Below are 19,112 nucleotides of genomic sequence, written 5' to 3' on the forward strand. Positions count from 1 at the left end.
CGCTTAAACGCAAACAGCCGCTGGCGAACAAAAACTCGTCCGCGGCTGTTGTCAAGAAATGACTATAGCAAATAAGGTGTTACACGTTAGGCAATAGACAACCAACCCGCTAATTCATTATTGATAACGCTTAGCAGCGCTTCGATATGGTCATCACGGTCATTGAGGCAAGGAATATAGCTAAACGTTTCCCCTCCCGCTTCCATAAAGCTATCGCGAATCTCCTCCTCGATCTCTTCCAGGGTTTCGACACAATCTGACGAGAAAGCCGGCGACATAATCGCAATATGTTTATGCCCCTGCTTGGCAAGCTCCGCTACATGCTTGACGGTTTGCGGGCCAACCCACTTTTCAGGGCCAAACTGTGACTGGAAGGCGGTATCGACCTCCTCTTTGCTGAAACCAAGCTTCTCACGCAGCAAACGAGTGGTTTTCTGGCACTGGCAGTGGTAAGGGTCTCCCTCCATCAAGTAACGCTCGGGCACCCCATGGTAGCTCGCGACAAGCTTGGTGGGCCGGGTCGCAAAACCGTCATAGGCTTCTTGTACCGAGTTAGCCAACGCCTGAACATAGGCAGGATGGTCGAAATACGCGGGCACTGTGCGAATGTATGGCTGCCACTTCATTTTCATCAACGTACGAAATGCTTCGTCGTTAGCCGTTGCCGTTGTAGGAGAACCGTACTGAGGGTAGAGGGGGAAAAAGACGATTTTTTCACAGCCCTTCTCTTTCATTCGGGTCAACACACTTTTAGTAGAAGGGTTGCCATAGCGCATGCAAAAATCGACTTCGACATCGTCACCATAGAGTGCTTTCAGCCGCGCCGTCATTTTTTCGGTTTGAGCCCGGGTAGTGGTTAGCAGCGGGCTTTCGTTTTTTTCGTTATTCCAAATACTGCGGTACGCCTTACCCGACGAAAAAGGACGCTTAGTCAAAATAATCAACTGCAGCAGTGGCTGCCATTTCCAACCGGCATAGTCGACCACGCGCTTATCGGACAGGAACTCATTCAAGTAGCGACGCATTGACCAGTAGTCGGTGGCATCCGGTGTTCCCAAGTTCGCGAGCACAACACCGACCTTGGCACGAGGCACCGACGGGTGATCACTAGGTGCATGGGCCAACCGACCCTCGCCCGGTTGATCCTTGACGACATTTTCGGTCATTACACTTGCTCCTGGAAAATAACGGTGTCACTGATCACTAATACAATTTATGAATACCAGAGGGCTAAATCCTATCACTTTTCGGCAAAGCGGCGGCATAAAGTTATACTATTGACATCATTTGTATAACTATAGGCCAACTCATGTCTAAGCCTCTGCTTCTAGTACTCGGCGACCAGCTCTCTTTTTCACTAACAACGCTGCAAGAAGCCCCCACCAATGCGGTCGTTGCTCTGTGCGAAGTCGCTGAAGAAGCACGCTATGTGCCTCATCATATTCACAGAATCGGCCTTTTTTTGGCCGCCATGCGTCACTTTGCCCAGGCACTGCGTGATAAGGGTTTCCAAGTCCATTACAGCGCCCTGGATGATGCCGATAATTGCCACTCCCTCATTGAGGAAGCCGAGCGTATAGCCGCACAGTATGGCTGCGACGAGATACGCGTTGCGCGGCCTGGAGAGTGGCGGCTGTGGAAGACGATGCAGCAGCGTGAAAACGCCACGATTCCCTGGCGGCTTCTTGAAGATGAGCGTTTTTTTACGTCGCCCAACGATTTTAGTCAGTGGGCAAGTGGTCGCAAACAGTTAAGACTTGAGTATTTTTACCGTGAACAGCGTAAGCGTACCGGGTTTCTGATGGAGGGCGATGAGCCCGCTGGCGGTAAGTGGAATTTTGACCATGATAATCGCCAGCCCATCAAGTCAGCGCTTGAATTTCCTGAGCTGCCTCAACACCGCCAGGACAAGCTTACTCAAGACGCTCTGGCCGATGCGGAACGCCACTTTAGTGACCATATGGGCACACTGACGAACTTTAACCTTCCGGTGACCCGCAAGCAGGCATTAGTGGATCTTAAGCACTTTATGCAGCATGGATTGGCTCAGTTTGGCCGCTATCAGGATGCCATCAGCGATTCCGCACCCTATTTGTATCACTCGCGACTCTCTGCCGCGATGAACATCGGCCTACTCTCTCCCCATGAGGTTTGCGAAGCCGCAGAACAGTGTTATTACGCAGGTGATGCCCCGATTAATGCAGTTGAAGGCTTTATCCGTCAAATTCTTGGCTGGCGCGAGTATGTACGTGGGCTCTACTGGACACAGATGCCCAGCTACAAAAGCACCAACCCACTCGGCTTTACGCGTGAACTGCCAACCTTTTATTGGGATGCGAATACCGATATGCGCTGCCTGCAGCGCGCTATTCAAATGACCATCGACAATAGCTACGCCCACCATATTCAACGACTCATGGTCACGGGCAACTTTGCCCTCCTTTGTGGCGTCAAACCGGAAGCTCTGTGCGATTGGTACTTAGCGGTCTACGCCGATGCCAGCGAGTGGGTGGAACTGCCTAATACGCTAGGAATGGTGCTCCATGCCGATGGTGGCTTGATGGGCTCTAAGCCCTACTGCGCCTCGGGTAAATATATCGACAAAATGTCGGATCACTGCCAGCACTGCCGCTACTCGCCAAAACAGGTCATCGGCCCCAACGCCTGCCCTTTCAATAGCCTTTACTGGCATTTCCTTGAAGCCAATGCGGAGCGATTAAATAAAAACCCACGCATGAAGCTAATCTACGGCTCCCTGAGGCGCATGACCGATGAGAAGCGTGAAGCTATTCGCCAGCAGGCTGAAAACTTTTTATCACAACTGGAGACATCACCAGGCTACGGGCAATCCTGCCACACGGCAGGCTATGCAATATCCACAACAGAACGCCAATAAGGAATAACAATGAGCCGCTACTCACCACTGAAGGCATCGCTCCCTGTTACGCTGTTTCATGACGGCCACTGCCCTTTTTGTCAGCAAGAAGTGGCATGGCTTAAAAAGCATCGTCACCAGGAACGCATCGCACTGGTAGATATCCAGGCCAGTGACTTTAACGCTCAGGCGTACGGGCAGGAATTTAATGCGATGATGGGCCAACTACATCTACAAGATAGCCAAGGAGAGTGGTATATCGGGATGGATGCCAGCCGTGCCCTCTATGCAGTGTTGGGCTACCGGCGGCTGGTGAAGATTTCATGCTTACCGGGTGTACGCGGCGTGATGAATGCCGGTTACCGTTATTTTGCCCGTCGTCGAATACGAATCGGGCGGTGGTGGGAAAAGCGTAAAGCTAAGAGTTAACGATTTATACGTGAAGCGTTTGGGTTAGCGCGTAAACTTAAAATACTAACGGCATACGCGATGTAAGCGGCTCGCTGTAATGAGCGTCACGACCAATTACTTCATCGTGCGGCACGTGCTGTACTAAGTAAGCGCGGTGAATGCCAGCCCGTTTGAGTTCCATATAGGCATCATCCAGCGAGCGAAATAGCATTGGCTTAGAACGCTGCATCAGCATATGGCGCTCGCCTTCAACATCTTCCAGCTCAACCTGATAAAAACGGCTACCCGAATGGGTAATCACGCGAATTTCAAAGTTGTCGTGGCTGGCGACAAACTGCTTAAGATCCTTCAGTTCCATGGTTCCCTCCTGTTATTTGTCTATGTCATCAAGTATGGCATCAGGGCACAGCATGACTGCACCCTATGACGTTCCTGTTGCCCTGTTGTTGCAGTGTTGTGACATCCATTAAAAGATAGACGCACAATAGTGGGTTATTCAACAACTGATTTCTTAACCACTAATTTTCAACTGCATTCGAGGGCAATAGCGCAAGAGAGTTCCTGACCGAAGCGTCAAGAAGTCGTTATTTTACTGGTATTCAGAAGGGTCGATGGCTTTGCCAAGTGAATTACGGTCAATCCAGTTGCCGCCTTTGGTCTCTTTGTAGCGAAACACGACCTTATCCCCCACCTTAACGGGCAGCTCTCCATCTTCGGTTTGATAGCTATACTTTTCCCCCTCCACGACCAAATGGTAGCGATAAAGGTCTGGCATACCTAACCATTCTTTGAAAGGCCCTTCACGCTCCAGTGCTTCAAGCTCACCGCGACCTTCTAGCTTAGGAAGACGCTGCCGATTACCGCGCCGAAATCCACCTGCCATTTGCTACTCCCGTTTATTTGCATATCATGGGTGGGGCATTATACGAGCTCGCTCCCCATCCTCAAGTGACTCATCACAAAGCTGGCTTTGAAACCGGTCTTCCCAAACCAGCCTGTAAAAACCTAGTCGCCGAATGCTTGACCGTAGCTATCCGGGGCCAAATCCTCGAAGCGGGTATATTTACCGATAAACGCCATGTGAACGGTGCCGATCGGGCCGTTACGCTGCTTACCAATAATTAACTCCGCGATACCTTGGTTATCGGGGTTATCTGGATTATAGACTTCATCGCGATAAACGAAGGCAATGACGTCCGCGTCCTGCTCAATGGCGCCCGACTCACGCAAATCCGACATGACTGGCCGTTTATTCGGACGCTGCTCCAACGAGCGGTTCAACTGGGAAAGTGCCACGACTGGACAATTAAACTCTTTCGCCAAGCCCTTCAACGAGCGCGAGATTTCAGAAATTTCACCGGTACGGTTTTCATTGAAGCCGGGGATCTGCATTAACTGAAGGTAATCGATCATCACCAGTGCAATATTGCCATGCTCACGCACCACCCGACGCAACCGTGAGCGCATCTCATTTGGCGATAAGGCCGCGGTATCATCGATAAACAGCTGTTTGTCTTTGAGCAGATTGACGGCGGAGGTTAAGCGCGGCCAATCCTCATCTTCCAACTGCCCGGTACGTACGCGGGTTTGGTCAATCCTACCCAGCGATGACAGCATCCTCAGCATCAGGGATTCGGCGGGCATCTCCATAGAGAAGACCATGACCGGCTTGTCGCTGGAAATAACCGCATGCTCAACCAGGTTCATCGCGAAGGTGGTTTTACCCATGGAGGGACGACCTGCAATCACCACCATATCCGACGGCTGGAGACCAGTGGTCATCTCATCCAAGTCACGGAAACCGGTGGAAAGCCCGGTCATTTCACCTTTCAGGTTAAACAGCTCATCAATGCGATCAACGGCTTTGGTCAGCAAATCGCTCATACCGATAGGACCGCCGGTTTTAGGACGCTCCTCGGCAATCTGGAACACTAACCGTTCCGCTTCATTGAGCAATTCATCCGCCGGACGCCCTTGAGGGGAAAAAGCGCTATCGGCGATTTGGTTAGCAGCCCGGATCAATTTACGCAGCGTTGCCCGCTCACGCACGATATCGGCGTAGGCGCGAATATTACTGGCAGAGGGCGTGTTACGCGCAAGCTCGGCCAAAAACGCCAGACCACCAACTGTATCCAAATGATCACGCGCTTCCAGCGCTTCGGAAAGCGTTACCACGTCCAATGGCTGACCGGATTCAGCCAGATGAATCATCACGTTGAACACTAAACGGTGCTCATAACGGTAGAAATCATCCGCCACCAAGCGCTCTGAGACGTTATCCCAGGCTTGGTTATCCAGCATTAGCCCGCCTAATACCGACTGCTCCGCCTCCAGAGAGTGCGGCGGCAGTTTTAGCGCTGCCGTTTCTTTATCAGCAGAAGGCTGGTCCTGCATAGCGAGCTCCTTTAAATACTACAGCGTAGCCAATAATGAAGAGGGGTATCTTAGCCGGAGCGAGGACGTTCGACCACCGACATCACAGCCAATCTAGACATTGTCTGAAAAACACCAAACCGTAATAGACCAGGCGGATTTATGACACTATCCAGCACTACCGTCTTGCAGCACAGGCGTCAGAAATAACAAAAGGCGCGGGTTTCCCCGCGCCTTTTGAGGCGTTCGTGCCAGTACAGTGAGTGACCAAGCACTAAATACTTACTTGGCACTTATCTCGTACTTAAGTAGCACTTACTTAATTACTCTGCAACTACTACTACACGTACAGTCGTATTCACTTCAGCGTGCAAGTGAATAGCAATGTCGTATTCGCCAGTTTGGCGAATCGGCCCTGTCGGCATACGCACTTCGCTCTTGGCAATATCGATGCCAGCAGAGGAAATGGCGTCAGCCAGGTCACGCGGACCAATAGAACCGAACAGCTTGCCTTCGTCGCCTGCTTTGGAAACCAAAGACAGCTCGATGTCGTTTAGCTGCTCAGCGCGCACTTCGGCTTCTGCCTTGCGCTCAGCGGCTTGCGCTTCGAGCTCAGCACGCTGTGCTTCAAACGCTTCGATGTTGTCTTTGGTGGCCGGTACGGCTAAGCCGTAAGGCACCAAGTAGTTACGACCATAACCAGGCTTCACGGTGACTTTGTCACCCAGGCCGCCCAGCTTACCAATGTTGTCGAGCAGAATGACTTCCATCTCGTAAACCTCTTGTCAGTTGCTGCGGGCAAGGCGTGCGCGAACGTTCGCGAATGTATCAATCAGCCCCAACAGCAGCACAATGAGAATCGTGGGCCAGGTCGTGATTAGCAGCACATAAAATGCTACCAGCCACAGCCCGTTCATCCCCTTTATTCCAATAAACCCATGCACTAACGCAACGCCAGCTACCAACAGCGGAATCCAACCAAGCATCGCCAGCGCGTGTGCGCCCAGCAGCATGCCTATCACTCCAATGACGACCAATACGGCCAGCTCTTTGGGTGTTAAGCGTAGTGCATGAAACTCTTCGCGAAAGCCACCTGGGTTATACAACCCAGCTTGCCAACTACGCGCAAGCGCTAAACACACTATTGCTGCCAACAGTACGACGAGCCCAGTCACCCCACCCACCACTAACGCGGCGATGGTTTGGGTATCGTAGCCCTGATTGGCGAATTCCGTGAGCATGCGGTCCACTTCTTCTGAACCTTCCCGCAACTGCTCAAGCATTAACTCTGTGCCGCCTGGTGGGCTGAAGATGCCAAGCTGAACCATGACAGCGGCGACCAACGTCCCCACAATCAACGTTTCACCCCAACGCATCCTCTCGCGCAGGATAACGGCCATCAGCGTTACCAGCAGTATGCTAGCAAGCGGAATGACGTCTCCCTGTGCCCACCACCAGCCAGCCGGCAGTGCTGCAGCGATAATGACTGGCAGCGCAGGTGCAAAACCTTTGCGTAGCGTCATCAACGCGGCGATGGCTGCCCCTAACCAGAACAGCCAAGGCACTAGCGTTGCCAGGGCCGCCCCGCCTGCTGCGTAAGGCGTGCCCCGCATTAGCCATCGGGCTAGTGCCAGCATCACGTTAAACGCTTACTGGTGGCTATCGGAGTAGGGCAGCAGTGCCAGATAACGCGAGCGCTTGATAGCAGTCGCCAACTGACGCTGATAGCGTGCTTTGGTGCCGGTAATACGGCTTGGAACGATCTTGCCGGTTTCGGTGATGTAAGCCTTCAGCGTGTCCAGATCTTTGTAATCGATCTGTTTGATGCCTTCAGCGGTGAAGCGGCAAAACTTACGGCGACGGAAAAAACGTGCCATGGACTAGCTCCTTAAAACGTGCAGTGAATAAAATCAGGCAGTTTCTTCTTCTTCAGCGCGCGGTTTTTCTTCGCGACGCGGACGTTTTTCTTCTGCCGGCTTCATCATCGGGGAAGCTTCAGTAACAGCTTCTTTGCAGCGAACAACCAGGCTGCGGATAATGGCGTCGTTGTAACGGAAGATATTCTCGATTTCATCGAGAGTCTCGCCGTTACATTCGACATTCATCAGCACGTAGTGGGCTTTGTGGATCTTGTTGATCGGGTAAGCCAAGTGACGACGACCCCAATCTTCTAGACGGTGCACAGTGCCGCTGTTTTCAGTAACGATGCTGGTGTAGCGCTCAACCATCGCCGGCACCTGCTCGCTTTGATCCGGGTGGACCATAAACACGATTTCGTAATGACGCATAGGATCTCCTTGCGGTTTGACAGCTTCCGTTGTGTGCTACTGCTAAAGGCAGTAAACGACGACAAGGAAGCAAGGAGTTAACTGAAGTGCTCCGCCACCGCATTAAACGGCTACCGGGGCATCAAACAGAACTTTTATTTCAACAACTGTTTTCAACAACAGTTTCAATTACTAATTCTCACAGCTAACGCCCGCTTGCAGACAAACGGGCGCGTGTATCTTAGTAGTACGGCGGTTAACTTGCAAGCTGGCGCTGTCGGACAGCTTCAAACAAACAGATACCGGTAGCTACTGACACATTGAGGCTAGAAACCTCCCCTGCCATCGGTAACTTGGCAAGGTTATCGCACGCTTCGCGCGTTAACCGCCGCATGCCTTTCCCTTCCGCCCCCATCACCAGCGCAGTAGGGCCCGTCATGTCAATATCAAAGACGCTGGCCTCAGCCTCACCTGCCGTACCGGTTATCCAGACACCGGCATCTTTTAGCTTGGCAAGCGTACGCGCCAGGTTAGTCACTTGATAAACAGGCACCACCTCGGCGGCACCACAGGCAACTTTGCGCACGGTGGCATTGAGCGGTGCGGCCTTGTCCTTCGCCACGATCACCCCGTGCGCACCGGCGGCATCCGCGCTGCGCAGGCAGGCACCGAAGTTATGCACATCCGTCACGCCATCCAAAATCAGCAACAGTGGCGGTGTATTCGAGGGCCAAGCACGCAGCTTAAGCCAGAGCGACTCTTCGCCCTCGGGAGTTAGCGGCGGACAAAACGCGACTACCCCTTGGTGGGCAGCCCCCTGGGTTAGCTGATCAAGCAAATCGCGGGGTTGCTCTTTCACACGAGCGCCATGCGACTGAGCGTGGGCGACCAACTCTTTCAAGCGGCTCCCCGCCCCCTGCTGCACCCACAATTCACGGGGTGCCTCACCTCTATCTAGCAGGCTTTGCAGTGCATGAACACCATAAACCTGATCTAGCCCATCAGGGGTCTTGGGACCCCGCCGTGAAGACGCTGACTTCATGCTCAGCCCTTATTCGGTGATGGTTTGCGTGGGCCGTTCCGTGTGCGGCGTGGACCGCGACGCGTAGTGGGTTTCTCGCTACTGGATGGTTTATCACCAGAGGCTTTGGCACTACCTGTTTTCGCACCACCTGTTTTGGCACCAGCGCCCCCTTCCCCACCGCGGCTCTTACGCGGCTGACGGCGTGGGCGGGGTTTTTCATCCCCCAGGCCGAAGTCAATCTTACGATCGTCCATATCGACCCGCGCCACTTGAACGGTAAGGCCATCGCCCAAGCGGTAAGTGGTGCCGGTACGCTCACCTTTCAGGCGGTGCTTCTCAGCTTCGTAGTGATAGTAATCCGAAGGCAGCGACGTCACATGCACCAAGCCTTCCACAAAGAACTCATCCAGACGAACAAAGAGACCGAACTGAGTGACCGAAGCGATAGTACCTTCGAACATTTCGCCCAGCTTGTCGGACATGAACTCGCACTTCAGCCAGCTCTCGACATCACGGGTGGCTTCGTCGGCGCGACGCTCCGTCATCGAGCAGTGTTCACCCAGCTCGAGCATCTGCTCGAAGGTATATGGGCACCACTTGCTCGGCGGTTCAACCGGAGATCCCTCAACGCGCAGCACCGTATTGGTCTGGCGCGGACCGCGAATCACCGAACGAATAGCGCGGTGAACCAGCAGATCAGGATAGCGGCGGATCGGCGAGGTAAAGTGGGCGTAGGCCTGGTAGGCCAAGCCGAAGTGACCTTCGTTTTGCGGCGAATAGACCGCCTGATTCATTGAGCGCAGCATGACCGTCTGAATGATATCGAAGTCAGGGCGGTCGGCAATCGTTTCACGAAGTGCCTGGTAATCCTGCGGAGTGGGCATATCGCCGCCGCCGACTGCAAGGCCTAACTCGTTCAAGAACAGGCGCAGTTTATCAAGCCGCTCAGGTGTCGGCCGTTCGTGAATACGGTAAAGCGCCGGCAGGTCATGCTTATCCAGGAAGCGCGCGGTCGCCACATTGGCTGCCAACATGCACTCTTCAATTAACTTGTGCGCGTTGTTACGGCTACGCGGAACGATTTTCTCGATTTTACGCTCATCATTAAAGATGATCGCCGTTTCAGTGGTATCAAAATCGATCGCACCACGCTCAGCGCGCGCTTCGCGCAACAAGTAGTAAAGCTCTTCCAGATTTTTCAGCGGCTTAACTAGTTCGCTGTGCTCCGTCCGTAGCGCCTCGCCCTCTTCGCTCTTCTCGTCAAGAATCGCCGCCACCTTGTTATAGGTCAGGCGAGCATGGGAATTCATGACGGCTTCGTAGAAGCGGTATCGGCTAATCGCACCGGTTTGCGAAATATTCATCTCGCACACCAGCACCAAGCGATCCACATGGGGATTCAGCGAACAGAGCCCGTTAGACAGCAGTTCCGGCAGCATGGGAACGACTTGGCCAGGGAAGTAGACCGAGTTACCCCGAGTGCGGCCTTCATCATCTAACGGCGTGCCAGGACGCACATAGTGTGAAACATCCGCGATGGCGACAAGCAGTTTCCAACTACCGGATTTGGTCTTCCAGGCACACACCGCATCGTCAAAGTCTTTGGCAGACTCATCATCGATAGTGACTAGCGGTACATCCCGCAGATCGACGCGGTGCTGCTTATCCTCTTCCAGCACTTCCGCTGAAATACCGGCGATCTGATCGAGCACTTCAGGCGGGAACTCTGCAGGAATATCGTAACTGCGAATCGCAATATCAATTTCCATACCGGGGTCCATACGCTCACCCAGCACTTCGATTACTTCGCCTACCGGCTGTACACGGGTGGCTGGCTGCTGAACGATCTTGGCCGAGATCACCTGGCCATCTTTAGCGCCACCGCAGGCGCTATGCGGAATAATCACTTCCTGAGTAATACGCGGGTTTTCCGGTATTAGAATGCCAAACTCAGGGGTATTACTACGGTAAACACCGACGATAGTCTGGGTGTTACGCGCAATCACATCGGCAATGGTCGCTTCATCACGACCACGACGATCACGCCCGCTAACGCGTGCCAACACATGGTCGCCGTGAAAAACGCGCCGCATTTGACGAGGCGGTAGCACCAAATCAGGCTTTTTACCATCATCACGCAGCAGGAAACCAAAACCATCACGATGGCCAAGCACTTTGCCTTTGACCAGATCGAGCTTGTCGATCAACGCATAGGCACCTCGGCGGTCGCGCAGCACTTGACCATCGCGCTCCATCGCCGCCAAACGGCGACGGACAGCTTCGATCAGCTCTTCGTCTTCCAGACCCAGCAGGCGGCTCATATTTTCATGGGTAATCGGCTTGCCATACGTTTCTAAGGCAGCAAGCAAATACTCCCGGCTCGGCGCTGGGTTACCATATTTATGCGCCTCGCGCTCGGCGTGCGGATCATCACTTAACGTCCAATACTTCATACGAGCAACATCCTTAATGGCGTCATTTGCGAGAGGCATAAAAAAAGCGCATACGCAGTGCGTTGCGGGCGGGATATTTCAGTGTTTGAAAAGCTGAAATGAATAGGATTTTGTTTAGTCATAGGCGCAGTATAGCGCTGCACGTTCAATCACCCAACCGTCTTAGACGTTGTTTATACAATTAGCTTTATAAAAAGCGCATAAGGGGTCTTGCATTTAACCATCACCCCGGTATTATACGCGCCAATTGCCCAGATGGCGGAATTGGTAGACGCGCTAGCTTCAGGTGCTAGTGTCCGTATGGACGTGGAGGTTCAAGTCCTCTTCTGGGCACCAAACTGCTTTTATACCATCTCTTTATATAAGCAGTACGGTGCAGGCAGTTAAGGTTTGTGTTCGCCCAGGTGGCGGAATTGGTAGACGCGCTAGCTTCAGGTGCTAGTGTCTGTATGGACGTGGAGGTTCAAGTCCTCTCCTGGGCACCATACGAACACAAACGGCAAGTGGTTAAAGTTTGAGTTTATCGACTACGCTTCAAATGATGCGCCCAGGTGGCGGAATTGGTAGACGCGCTAGCTTCAGGTGCTAGTGTCCGTATGGACGTGGAGGTTCAAGTCCTCTCCTGGGCACCATGACTTACATGGGCCAGTCCGCATCAATATTAGTATTTCTCTTTTAATTCTCTCCGTTTTACTCGCTTTTCTTAAAGTACCGTACCTTTCTCAAAGCACTTCCTCTTTACTGAAATCGCCCTGGGCGTCGCGCCACTTCTTCAAGTGCCCACCCCTGTAAACGCAACTCCCCTTCCAGCACAGACTCCACTTCCGTCGTTAACTCTGGGAAGAAGTTAAGCCCAGTGCGTGCTTCTATATCGTCAATGGTTACCAAGTAATCATCCAGCGGTTCATTGCCACGTACGTCTTGCGGCATGATAAATGCCAACGCTAATGGTACTTCATTGTGCGGGGCGACGATGATCTTATAAAACGCTTCGGGCACTTCGACCAGCCCTACTCGATTAAACACGTTATCCATAAAGCGTTCAGGAAATACCGGCCCAGTAATCACCTGCAAACGATCAAAGCGCGGCGCAAAGTGATCCATAACGACTTCTTCTAAACGCTGCCACAGCTGCCGATTGAGTTGGGGTCGCTGCGGGGTCATATTACTCATCAAGAAGGTATCGACTTGAGCGCTGCGACCGTGCACAGCGGCAATCGCATAATTGGGCGCCAGATGGCCTCGGTCGTAACCACTGCCTGCGTAGCTATCCGTGCCTACCGGCCACAGTGTGCGCCAATCAGCTTGAAAATTTGGCCGGGAACCAATGCTTGAATCGTCTACCGCTTCAACCTGATAGCTTACCCAGAGCGGATTAACCCGCACATCAGACCAGCCAACTAAATAGCCGTCGTTGCGCAATACACGGTGAATCGTAGTAGGGCGAAACTCCTCCCAGGTAGGCACCCCCATCCACGTATAAGCATCTTTATGCTGGCGCTCTTGAAATTCCCACAGCCCCGTACCAACAGCAACAAACAGCACGGCAATACCCAAGCGTCGCCCCTGCCGACGCCAGCTCGAAAGCGATGTTCCCAACACTCTTACTCCCTGGTTAGCGCTGACGAGCGCCTATCGTTTTATCTCGCTTAAAGCTACTACCATCGTGGCGATAAACGCGGCCCCAATTACCAGCCTAGTGAAAACATCGTTTCAAGATCGTGGCGGGAGTGCACCTGCATGGCATTCAGGGTTTCTGTATCGCTGATACCTTCTACGGCATTTAAGCGCTCCGTTACCAGCTCAGCCAAGCTTTCAAAATCGCGAGTACGGGCAATCGCCACCAAGTCGTAGCGGCCACAGGTAGAATAAACTTCACTAATGCCTTCTACATCAGCTAAGCGCTCGGCCACGGCTTTCACTTGGCCTTTATCAGTATTGATTAAAATGACTGCGTTTTGCATGGCGTGCCCCTCAAGAGAAAATAATGGCAACAAAATGTCGTCTTTAAGCTGCGCAGAGTATAGCAGCGACTAGGAAGCGAGCGCAGCACCCAGCGACAGCGTGACCAATTGTCGCTGTACATCTCAAGGCATTCGCACAAGCTTTGCACATCCGCTAGCATGTAAGAGAGAACTCCGACTTATAAGTTTATTCGGAGCACTAATAGAGGTGGATCACCACCCAACAACCGTGACCAAACGTCAGACCGTGACGATAAGGAGAAATCATGGCTAATAAGAGCCGTCGTGACTTCATGCGCAACAGCATGTTAGGGCTCGCTGCCCTTCCGCTGGGTGCAGGTATTCTTTCCAAGACTGCTTTCGCTCAAGAGCTGCCGCGTCTTGATCCTTCCTCAAGTAACGCCCAAGCGCTTAACTACGTCGAAGACGCCAGTGAAGCAAGCGACCACCCGGCTTATGAAGAGGGCGAGCGCTGCGATAACTGCATGTTCTTCAATGCAGAGACACAAGGTTGCCAGCTGTTTCCTGAGAACAGTGTTGAGCCTGCGGGCTGGTGTCAGTCTTGGACTGCACAAGCCTAAACAGCTGCCGTTTAACGCGGATACTGCTGTACTAACAACTACCCCGCGCTTTGCGCGGGGTAGTTGTTTTTAAAGGGTTGTTTTGAGAAAGCCGATTTTCACCGAAGAGCGCTTAAGAAGCATGGCTCTCATCTTCAACCGGCCAGTGAAAACGTCGCGTCACTTGCCCCTCCTCCATTGAGACCAGATGAACCGGAAAACCCCATAGCTGCTGTAGATGGCGAATGACCGGATAAACGCTGCGCCCCAGCGGGCGGCGATTATCCTGCACGTGATGAAGCGTTAATGAGCGGTCCCCACGAATCGCCGCCTCGACCACTTGAATGTTGGGCTCGCGAACGGAGAGCGCATATTGCGTTGCGAGCGCTTCACGAACCTGGCGATAGCCCTGTTCGTTATGTATCGCCGCTACTTCAAGGGCCTCTAACTGATCATCATCCACTACTAAAAACAGCTTATGGTCTCGCATCACCTTCGGCGACAGAAACTGCTGAATAAACGACTCGTCCTTAAAGTTGCGCATCGCAAACTCCACCGTTTCCCGCCACGGTGTGCCCGCCACATCTGGAAACCACTCACGATCCTCGTCGGTAGGGTTTTCGCAGATGCGCTTAATATCCATAAAAATCGCGAAACCAAGCGCATAAGGGTTAATCCCACTAAAGTGAGGGCTATCAAAGGCTGGCTGGTTAATCACAGCGGCGTGGGACTGCAAAAATTCCAGCATCAGCCCTTCATCGACATTGCCGTCGTCGTAGAGTCGATTCATTAACGTGTAGTGCCAGAAGCACGCCCAGCCCTCATTCATTACCTGCGTTTGCCGCTGGGGATAAAAATACTGCGCCAGCTTGCGCACAATTCGCACAATCTCACGCTGCCAAGGCGCCAGCAACGGGGCGTTTTTCTCAATAAAATAGAGCAGATTTTCCTGCGGCTCTGAAGGGTAAAGCCCGCCGCTATGTAAGCCTAACGGGTCATCGCCATTGGCATTGTGCAAACTACCCGGCAGCGAAGACTCCCCAGTGGGTGGTTCGGGAATGGTTCGCCAGAGCATATTAACCTGGGTTTGTAGATAGGCTTCCCGCTCATCCTGGCGCTTCGCTTCCTCTTCTGCAGAAATCGGTGAGGGGCGTTTGTAGCGGTCAACACCGTAGTTTTGCAGCGCATGGCAAGCATCCAGCAGCTGCTCGACAGCCTGCACGCCGTGGCGCTCTTCGCACTGGGCGATATACTTACGTGCAAACACCAAGTAATCGACAATAGAAGAGGCATCCGTCCAAGTACGGAACAGGTAGTTACCTTTAAAAAAAGAGTTATGACCGTAGCAGGCGTGGGCCATAACCAACACCTGCATCATCAGCGTGTTCTCTTCCATCAAGTAGGCTATACAAGGGTCAGAGTTAATGACCAGCTCATAAGCCAGGCCCATCTGGCCGCGCTTGTAAGCCCCCTCAACGGCTAGAAACTGCTTTCCGAATGACCAGTGGTGGTAGCCCACCGGCATGCCCACGCTGGCGTAGGCATCCATCATCTGCTCCGTGGTGATCACTTCTATCTGATTGGGATAAGTATCCAGACGATACTCATCAGCGAGCCTTGCCAGTTCCGCATCGAAGCGCTCCAGCAGGTTGAAGTTCCAATCGGAGCCGGTGGCAATCGGCTTGCGCTTGCGGGTCGCACTCATAGCCCACTCCTCTATTACACGGTCACACGGTCACTAGCCTCTATACACGGCCACTAGGACTGGCTTAAGCGGCGTTTGAACAGCTCTCGAAAGACCGGATAAATATCGCCCGCCTCTATAATTTGCCGCATGGCAAAGCGTTCGGGAAATTCTTTGACCACACTTGCATACTCATGCCACAGCGATTGATGGTCGTGGGGCGTAATCTCAACGTAAGCGTAGTATTGCAACTGTGGCATTAGCTGTTTGATCAGCAAGTCGCGGCAAATATTCGAGTCGTCATCCCAGTTATCGCCATCGGAGGCTTGGGCCACATATAAATTCCACTGCCCCACTGGGTAACGCTTTTCAATGATCTTATTGACCAGATTCAGCGCACTGGAAACAATCGTGCCGCCGGTTTCCCGTGAGTAAAAAAACTCCTCCTCGCTAACTTCCCGGGCAGCGGTGTGGTGGCGCACAAACACCAGTTCGACTTTTTCGTAGTGTTTCTCCAAAAACAGATACAGCAGCAAGAAAAAGCGCTTAGCGATATCTTTATGGTTCTGGGTCATCGACCCCGAAACGTCCATGACACAAAACATGACCGCCTGATTAGAAGGCTGCGGCTGGGCGCTTAACTGGTGATAACGCAAGTCATAGGTATCAATGAACGGCACGCCGGCAATACGTTTTTCCAGACGCTCGATTTCAGTTTTCAGCTCGGCAATACGGGCCGGGTTACGCAATACCGGGTCTTTACGCTCTTCGGCTTCCAGGGCCTCCTGAGCTTCCTTAAGTGCCCGTTTAATCGGCGCGCGCATGGCAATGCGCCGAGCGTAGGCTTCGCGCATCGAACGGGTAATGCTGATCCGGGAAGGCACGCCATCTTTAGACAATCCCGCCCGCACCATTTTGACCTCTTCCAGCGACTTCAACGGTTTGCGCTGCAAGTGGGGTAACTCGAGCCCGTCAAACACAAACTCCAGAAACTCCTCGCGGCTGAGGGTGAAGGCGAATTCATCCACCCCTTCCCCCTGATTAGAGGCGCCGCCTTCCCCCGCACCACTGCCACCGCCCTGCCCGCTAGGGCGGCGTATTTTGTCGCCCGCTACAAACTCTTTGTTGCCTGGCGAGACGATATTGCGTGCCCCGCCCGGGCCATGCTGGAACACCGGCTCAGAGATATCCTTCGCCGGAATAGATATTTTTTCACCGCGCTCCATATCAGTAATGGAGCGGCGGTTAACGGCCTCTTCAACCGAACGCTTGATATGCTTGCGATAGCGCTCTAAAAAGCGCTGACGGTTCACCGCGCTTTTATGTTTAGCGTTAGGCCTTCGATCAATAAAGTAGGTCATACGACCTCCTTAGACGCTTTTCTTAAGCACTGTTTTAACAACAGTCCTTAACTATCCGTCCCTTACTGGGACTTACGCACGCGCAGGTACCACTCGGACAGTAATCGAACCTGTTTTTCGGTGTAGCCGCGATCCACCATCCGCGCCACAAAGTCTTCATGCTTCTTCTGGTCTGACCGGGAGGCCTTGGCATTGAACGAAATCACCGGCAGTAGCTCTTCGGTGTTGGCGAACATTTTGTGTTCGATAACGCCTTTCAGCTTTTCATACGACTGCCAGCTCGGATTCATGCCGTTATTTTGCGCCCGCGCCCGCAGCACAAAGTTAACCACCTCATGGCGGAAGTCTTTCGGGTTTGAAATACCCGCCGGTTTTTCGATTTTCTCAAGCTCCTCGTTTAACGACTGGCGGTTTAGCAGCTCGCCGGTTTCGTGGTCGCGGTACTCCTGATCCTGTATCCAGAAATCAGCGTAGGTCACATAGCGGTCGAAGATGTTTTGACCATATTCGCTGTAGGATTCGAGGTAAGCGGTTTGAATTTCCTTACCAATAAAGTCCACGTAGCGGGGCGCCATATACTCTTTGATGAAGCCCAAGTAGCGTTCAAATACTTCTGAGGGCAGCTGTTCACGCTCCAGTGCCTGCTCCAGCACATAAAGTAGATGCACCGGGTTGGCGGCCACTTCGGTGCTATCAAAGTTGAACACTTTGGAAAGAATCTTGAAGGCAAAACGGGTGGAGAGCCCTTGCATACCTTCATCAACCCCCGCCGCATCGCGATACTCCTGGATCGACTTGGCACGCGGGTCGGTGTCTTTCAGGTTTTCACCGTCGTACACGCGCATCTTGGAATATATATTGGAGTTTTCTGGCGCTTTAAGCCGTGACAGCACCGAGAACTGCGCCAGCATGCGCAGCGTATCCGGCGCGCAGGGCGCGGCGTTTAGTGAAGAGTCCTCTAGTAGTTTTTGATAAATTTTGATCTCTTCGGAGACCCGCAGGCAGTAAGGCACCTTGACGATATAGACCCGATCAAGAAACGCTTCGTTATTGCGGTTATTGCGAAATGCCTGCCATTCAGACTCGTTAGAGTGCGCCAGGATCACCCCATCAAAGGGGATTGCTCCCATGCCTTCGGTGGGGTTGTAGTTGCCCTCCTGCGTCGCGGTGAGCAGTGGATGCAGCACCTTGATCGGCGCCTTGAACATCTCCACAAACTCCATCAACCCCTGGTTGGCACGGCATAAGCCACCGGAGAAGCTATAGGCATCCGGGTCGTCCTGGGAGTAAAGCTCCAACTGGCGGATATCGACCTTACCCACCAGCGAGGAGATATCCTGGTTGTTCTCATCGCCCGGTTCGGTTTTCGAAATGGCAATTTGATTCAACCGTGAGGGGTACAAGCGCACCACCCTAAACTGGGAAATATCACCGCCATACTCTTTAAGCCGCTTCGCCGCCCAGGGCGACATCACGCTGCGCAGATAACGCTGGGGAATACCGTACTCTTTCTCTAACAGCTCGCCATCCTCCTCGGGAGAGAACAAGCCAAGTGGCGACTCATAAACCGGCGAGCCCTTAATGGCATAGAACGGGATGCGCTCCATCAGCAACTTCAAGCGCTCTGCCAGTGATGACTTACCGCCACCCACTGGCCCCAGCAGGTAGAGGATCTGCTTGCGCTCTTCAAGCCCTTGGGCAGCATGGCGGAAGTAGGCAACGATTTGCTCGATAGCCTCCTCCATACCGTGGAACTCTGCAAAGGCAGGGTAGCGGCGAATCACTTTGTTGGAAAAAATGCGTGACAGACGCGGGTCTTTCGCCGTGTCGATCACTTCAGGTTCGCCTATGGCTTCCAGCATACGCTCGGCGGCGCTGGCATAAACCTTCGAGTCACGGCGACAAAGCGCCAAGTACTCCTCAAGGCTCATGTCTTCTTGCTGAACGCGGGCAAATCGGTCTTGAACGTGATCAAAGATGCTCATGGAACTCTCCTGTGGCCTAACCCCAGGCAGTCACCGCCAAGCCAAGTGTTTCGCAACGGTGTGCCAAACGAGGTGTCGCTTTTTTTAGCGTAGTCAGCATTAGCAAAAAGTGATGACTAAAACCTTCAACGCAGCGGCGATACAGTTAAGAGAAT

18 protein-coding genes and 3 tRNA genes are annotated in these 19,112 nt (G+C 52.9%); 6 read left to right on the forward strand and 15 right to left on the reverse strand.

Features of this window, described 5'->3' with window-relative positions; all coding sequences use genetic code 11:
• Window positions 1–86 precede the first annotated feature (86 nt).
• Window positions 87–1,166, reverse strand: coding sequence for a ferrochelatase (gene hemH / locus ACXUPB_RS14065; RefSeq protein WP_335598418.1), 1,080 nt, complete (start codon window positions 1,164–1,166; stop codon window positions 87–89).
• A 143-nt stretch (window positions 1,167–1,309) separates the two neighbouring features.
• Here hemH and ACXUPB_RS14070 point away from each other — a divergent pair, with 143 nt between their 5' ends.
• Window positions 1,310–2,896: a cryptochrome/photolyase family protein gene (locus ACXUPB_RS14070; RefSeq protein WP_335598419.1), complete on the forward strand. Its 1,587-nt coding sequence runs from the start codon at window positions 1,310–1,312 to the stop codon at window positions 2,894–2,896.
• Window positions 2,897–2,905: 9 nt separating this feature from the next.
• On the forward strand, window positions 2,906–3,304 hold the full coding sequence (locus tag ACXUPB_RS14075; RefSeq protein WP_008958986.1) for a thiol-disulfide oxidoreductase DCC family protein: 399 nt from the start codon (window positions 2,906–2,908) through the stop codon (window positions 3,302–3,304).
• Between the two features lie 37 nt (window positions 3,305–3,341).
• On the opposite strand, the gene ACXUPB_RS14080 is transcribed toward ACXUPB_RS14075, so the two are convergent.
• From ACXUPB_RS14080 to rnr, 9 genes are all read right to left on the reverse strand, one after another.
• Entirely contained in the window at window positions 3,342–3,644 is a 303-nt protein-coding gene (locus ACXUPB_RS14080; RefSeq protein ID WP_008958985.1) for a DUF6482 family protein, read from the reverse strand.
• A gap of 231 nt (window positions 3,645–3,875) precedes the next feature.
• On the reverse strand, window positions 3,876–4,169 hold the full coding sequence (locus ACXUPB_RS14085; protein ID WP_008958984.1) for a hypothetical protein: 294 nt from the start codon (window positions 4,167–4,169) through the stop codon (window positions 3,876–3,878).
• 122 nt (window positions 4,170–4,291) lie between these two features.
• Window positions 4,292–5,680 carry a replicative DNA helicase gene (gene dnaB, locus ACXUPB_RS14090; RefSeq protein ID WP_008958983.1) on the reverse strand — a complete coding sequence of 463 codons (1,389 nt, stop codon included), beginning with the start codon at window positions 5,678–5,680 and terminating at the stop codon, window positions 4,292–4,294.
• 302 nt (window positions 5,681–5,982) lie between these two features.
• Window positions 5,983–6,429 (reverse strand): 50S ribosomal protein L9, encoded by a 447-nt coding sequence (gene rplI / locus ACXUPB_RS14095; protein ID WP_008958982.1) that lies wholly within the window; start codon window positions 6,427–6,429, stop codon window positions 5,983–5,985.
• Window positions 6,430–6,444: 15 nt separating this feature from the next.
• Window positions 6,445–7,296, reverse strand: coding sequence for a hypothetical protein (locus ACXUPB_RS14100; RefSeq protein ID WP_008958981.1), 852 nt, complete (start codon window positions 7,294–7,296; stop codon window positions 6,445–6,447).
• A gap of 12 nt (window positions 7,297–7,308) precedes the next feature.
• Window positions 7,309–7,536: a 30S ribosomal protein S18 gene (rpsR, locus tag ACXUPB_RS14105; protein WP_008958980.1), complete on the reverse strand. Its 228-nt coding sequence runs from the start codon at window positions 7,534–7,536 to the stop codon at window positions 7,309–7,311.
• Between the two features lie 33 nt (window positions 7,537–7,569).
• Window positions 7,570–7,947, reverse strand: a complete 378-nt coding sequence (gene rpsF / locus ACXUPB_RS14110; RefSeq protein ID WP_008958979.1) for a 30S ribosomal protein S6 — start codon at window positions 7,945–7,947, stop codon at window positions 7,570–7,572.
• Between the two features lie 235 nt (window positions 7,948–8,182).
• Window positions 8,183–8,968: a 23S rRNA (guanosine(2251)-2'-O)-methyltransferase RlmB gene (gene rlmB / locus ACXUPB_RS14115; protein WP_101147805.1), complete on the reverse strand. Its 786-nt coding sequence runs from the start codon at window positions 8,966–8,968 to the stop codon at window positions 8,183–8,185.
• 2 nt (window positions 8,969–8,970) lie between these two features.
• Window positions 8,971–11,403, reverse strand: coding sequence for a ribonuclease R (gene rnr, locus ACXUPB_RS14120; RefSeq protein ID WP_350359655.1), 2,433 nt, complete (start codon window positions 11,401–11,403; stop codon window positions 8,971–8,973).
• A 249-nt stretch (window positions 11,404–11,652) separates the two neighbouring features.
• Here rnr and ACXUPB_RS14125 point away from each other — a divergent pair.
• The 3 genes from ACXUPB_RS14125 to ACXUPB_RS14135 all read left to right on the forward strand — a co-directional run bounded on the left by ACXUPB_RS14125 (window position 11,653) and on the right by ACXUPB_RS14135 (window position 12,035).
• Window positions 11,653–11,739: transfer RNA gene (locus ACXUPB_RS14125), tRNA-Leu, on the forward strand.
• A gap of 62 nt (window positions 11,740–11,801) precedes the next feature.
• Window positions 11,802–11,888, forward strand: a tRNA-Leu gene (locus ACXUPB_RS14130).
• A gap of 60 nt (window positions 11,889–11,948) precedes the next feature.
• Window positions 11,949–12,035, forward strand: a tRNA-Leu gene (locus ACXUPB_RS14135).
• 106 nt (window positions 12,036–12,141) lie between these two features.
• Here the strand turns inward: ACXUPB_RS14135 and ACXUPB_RS14140 are convergent.
• Window positions 12,142–13,002, reverse strand: a complete 861-nt coding sequence (locus tag ACXUPB_RS14140; protein WP_350359656.1) for a DNA/RNA non-specific endonuclease — start codon at window positions 13,000–13,002, stop codon at window positions 12,142–12,144.
• Window positions 13,003–13,091: 89 nt separating this feature from the next.
• On the reverse strand, window positions 13,092–13,367 hold the full coding sequence (locus tag ACXUPB_RS14145) for an Lrp/AsnC family transcriptional regulator (RefSeq protein ID WP_008958975.1): 276 nt from the start codon (window positions 13,365–13,367) through the stop codon (window positions 13,092–13,094).
• A gap of 266 nt (window positions 13,368–13,633) precedes the next feature.
• Between ACXUPB_RS14145 and ACXUPB_RS14150 the strand changes: the two genes are divergently transcribed.
• Complete coding sequence (locus ACXUPB_RS14150) at window positions 13,634–13,948, forward strand: high-potential iron-sulfur protein (RefSeq protein ID WP_008958974.1); 315 nt, start codon at window positions 13,634–13,636, stop codon at window positions 13,946–13,948.
• Between the two features lie 112 nt (window positions 13,949–14,060).
• Here ACXUPB_RS14150 and ACXUPB_RS14155 read toward each other — a convergent pair whose 3' ends face one another.
• The 3 genes from ACXUPB_RS14155 to ACXUPB_RS14165 all read right to left on the reverse strand — a co-directional run bounded on the left by ACXUPB_RS14155 (window position 14,061) and on the right by ACXUPB_RS14165 (window position 18,957).
• A complete protein-coding gene (locus ACXUPB_RS14155; RefSeq protein WP_350359379.1) occupies window positions 14,061–15,632 on the reverse strand; it encodes a SpoVR family protein in 1,572 nt (523 codons plus the stop codon).
• A gap of 53 nt (window positions 15,633–15,685) precedes the next feature.
• A complete protein-coding gene (locus ACXUPB_RS14160) occupies window positions 15,686–16,972 on the reverse strand; it encodes a YeaH/YhbH family protein (RefSeq protein ID WP_008958972.1) in 1,287 nt (428 codons plus the stop codon).
• Between the two features lie 62 nt (window positions 16,973–17,034).
• Window positions 17,035–18,957 (reverse strand): PrkA family serine protein kinase, encoded by a 1,923-nt coding sequence (locus ACXUPB_RS14165; RefSeq protein ID WP_179915810.1) that lies wholly within the window; start codon window positions 18,955–18,957, stop codon window positions 17,035–17,037.
• Window positions 18,958–19,112: the final 155 nt, after the last annotated feature.

Source organism: Vreelandella sp. DA03-1M (assembly GCF_055725665.1).

Coding starts and splice junctions, on each gene's coding strand:
- ACXUPB_RS14150 (WP_008958974.1), top strand. CDS start 13,634: ATGGCTAATAAGAGCCGTCGTGACTTCATGCGCAACAGCATGTTAGGG.
- ACXUPB_RS14070 (WP_335598419.1), top strand. CDS start 1,310: ATGTCTAAGCCTCTGCTTCTAGTACTCGGCGACCAGCTCTCTTTTTCA.
- rlmB (WP_101147805.1), bottom strand. CDS start 8,968: ATGAAGTCAGCGTCTTCACGGCGGGGTCCCAAGACCCCTGATGGGCTA.
- ACXUPB_RS14155 (WP_350359379.1), bottom strand. CDS start 15,632: ATGAGTGCGACCCGCAAGCGCAAGCCGATTGCCACCGGCTCCGATTGG.
- ACXUPB_RS14075 (WP_008958986.1), top strand. CDS start 2,906: ATGAGCCGCTACTCACCACTGAAGGCATCGCTCCCTGTTACGCTGTTT.
- dnaB (WP_008958983.1), bottom strand. CDS start 5,680: ATGCAGGACCAGCCTTCTGCTGATAAAGAAACGGCAGCGCTAAAACTG.
- hemH (WP_335598418.1), bottom strand. CDS start 1,166: ATGACCGAAAATGTCGTCAAGGATCAACCGGGCGAGGGTCGGTTGGCC.
- rpsR (WP_008958980.1), bottom strand. CDS start 7,536: ATGGCACGTTTTTTCCGTCGCCGTAAGTTTTGCCGCTTCACCGCTGAA.
- rnr (WP_350359655.1), bottom strand. CDS start 11,403: ATGAAGTATTGGACGTTAAGTGATGATCCGCACGCCGAGCGCGAGGCG.
- rpsF (WP_008958979.1), bottom strand. CDS start 7,947: ATGCGTCATTACGAAATCGTGTTTATGGTCCACCCGGATCAAAGCGAG.
- ACXUPB_RS14160 (WP_008958972.1), bottom strand. CDS start 16,972: ATGACCTACTTTATTGATCGAAGGCCTAACGCTAAACATAAAAGCGCG.
- ACXUPB_RS14080 (WP_008958985.1), bottom strand. CDS start 3,644: ATGGAACTGAAGGATCTTAAGCAGTTTGTCGCCAGCCACGACAACTTT.
- rplI (WP_008958982.1), bottom strand. CDS start 6,429: ATGGAAGTCATTCTGCTCGACAACATTGGTAAGCTGGGCGGCCTGGGT.
- ACXUPB_RS14085 (WP_008958984.1), bottom strand. CDS start 4,169: ATGGCAGGTGGATTTCGGCGCGGTAATCGGCAGCGTCTTCCTAAGCTA.
- ACXUPB_RS14100 (WP_008958981.1), bottom strand. CDS start 7,296: ATGCTGGCACTAGCCCGATGGCTAATGCGGGGCACGCCTTACGCAGCA.
- ACXUPB_RS14145 (WP_008958975.1), bottom strand. CDS start 13,367: ATGCAAAACGCAGTCATTTTAATCAATACTGATAAAGGCCAAGTGAAA.
- ACXUPB_RS14165 (WP_179915810.1), bottom strand. CDS start 18,957: ATGAGCATCTTTGATCACGTTCAAGACCGATTTGCCCGCGTTCAGCAA.